We start from the raw sequence: 1511 nt of genomic DNA on the forward strand, positions 1-1511 counted from the left end.
TTTGATGAGTTGATGGTTGTTTCATCTGCTGATCACAACATTGAAATGACTAGTAAAAGAGCTTCAAAAGGAATGGCCCTTGAAAAATTGGCTTTCTTGCTGAATGGCTCCTTAGATCAGGCTATGGCAATCGGGGACAGCAACAATGATTTATCCATGTTCCAGAAAGTTGGATACAGCGTAGCGATGGGAAATGCGAAAGATGTCATAAAAGCTGTTTGTACAACGACAACCCTTAAAAATGATGAGAATGGGGTAGCTTATGCGATTTATCGATATATGGATACCTTCGTGGTTCAAAAATAAGTGTCAATGCCGAAGGAGAGAGCGATAATATGGCATGGATATATATCATAATGGCGGGGCTTTTGGAAATCGTCTGGGTAATCGGTCTTAAATATTCACACGGATTCACCAAAATTATACCTAGTATAGTAACTGTAGTTATTATAATCTTTAGTTTCTTTTTACTTTCAAAAGCTTTACATTCAATTCCCTTAGGAACTGGTTACTCCATTTTTACTGGATTGGGAACGGTGGGAACGGTAGTAATTGGGATGCTTTTTTTGGGAGAGACCATTAATCCACTGAAAGTATTTTTTATAGCTTTAATGATATTAGGGATAATTGGAATAAAAATCAATCCAGCACAACCAAAACATTAAAGGAAATGAAATGATTTATTTAAGGTTAGGGGGTGATTCAATGGCTTGGTTTTTTCTTCTTATTGCCGGATTTGCCGAGATTGGTAGTGTTATAAGCCTGAAACGTGCAAACGGGTTTAAAAAATTGCTTCCCTCTGTAGCTTGTCTTTTTTTGGGGAGTTTAAGCTTTTATTTTCTATCTTTGTCATTAACTTCAATTCCAGTGGGGACTGCATATGCAATATGGACCAGTATTGGCTCTGTTGGAAGTGTTTTAGCAGGAATGATCTTCTTTAATGAACCTAGAAGTTTAAGATTAACCCTATTTATGATGTGTATTATTACAGGGGCTGTAGGTATTAAAATGACTTCTGGACATTAAGGTCAGGGTTTTTTACATGGAAATAAGTAGATAAAGAAAAAGGTATTATCTATGGAGGAGAAGGGAGATGAAAACTATTCAAGATTAAAGAATGCTGCATACTGATCTAGATCTTCACTTAAATAAACGCTTCGACCTCCATTCGCATGACCATTTACAACTGCCATAATCTCTACTTCCATTTTTGTATTTTTCATAATTTAACATACAGGTGCGATACTTCAATAACGTAGTGTCGCTTTTTTATGATCTTCTGCTAAAGTCGTGCACTTCCTCAAAAAGCAAACACTTTCCTATGATTGATGAATCGTTTTCATAGTTTTCCTTATCTTGTGCAAATCCGGCCCTCAAGACTATTGTTCCTCGAACATCTTGGCTCTTTGTTCTTCTTCTGGAACACTCGCTAATAGAGAATAATATTTTTTTTGTATTTTCAATATTTACAGTCAATATTTGAAATGGTAGTATAACAATATCTATTAAGA

At 35.5% G+C, this 1511-nt stretch carries 4 protein-coding genes; 3 read left to right on the forward strand and 1 reads right to left on the reverse strand.

The annotated features are described in order from the left end of the window. The 3 genes from ACFWE9_RS26905 to ACFWE9_RS26915 form a co-directional block, all read left to right on the forward strand. On the forward strand, nt 1-306 hold a 306-nt coding region (locus tag ACFWE9_RS26905; RefSeq protein ID WP_377359669.1), incomplete at its 5' end, for an HAD hydrolase family protein. Nucleotides 307-335: 29 nt separating this feature from the next. Next, complete coding sequence (locus tag ACFWE9_RS26910; protein WP_377359671.1) at nt 336-665, forward strand: DMT family transporter; 330 nt, start codon at nt 336-338, stop codon at nt 663-665. A 40-nt stretch (nt 666-705) separates the two neighbouring features. After that, nucleotides 706-1026, forward strand: coding sequence for a DMT family transporter (locus tag ACFWE9_RS26915; RefSeq protein WP_377359673.1), 321 nt, complete (start codon nt 706-708; stop codon nt 1024-1026). A gap of 243 nt (nt 1027-1269) precedes the next feature. On the opposite strand, the gene ACFWE9_RS26920 is transcribed toward ACFWE9_RS26915, so the two are convergent. Beyond that, nucleotides 1270-1511 (reverse strand): hypothetical protein (locus ACFWE9_RS26920; RefSeq protein ID WP_377359675.1); only part of this gene is annotated, 242 nt, incomplete at its 5' end.

The sequence above is a fragment of the Peribacillus sp. NPDC060253 genome (genome assembly GCF_042727425.1).
Lineage (GTDB): Bacteria > Bacillota > Bacilli > Bacillales > DSM-1321 > Peribacillus.

Bases quoted from the DNA above. Each gene is read 5' to 3' on its own strand.
- ACFWE9_RS26910 (WP_377359671.1), top strand. From the start codon at position 336: ATGGCATGGATATATATCATAATGGCGGGGCTTTTGGAAATCGTCTGG.
- ACFWE9_RS26915 (WP_377359673.1), top strand. From the start codon at position 706: ATGGCTTGGTTTTTTCTTCTTATTGCCGGATTTGCCGAGATTGGTAGT.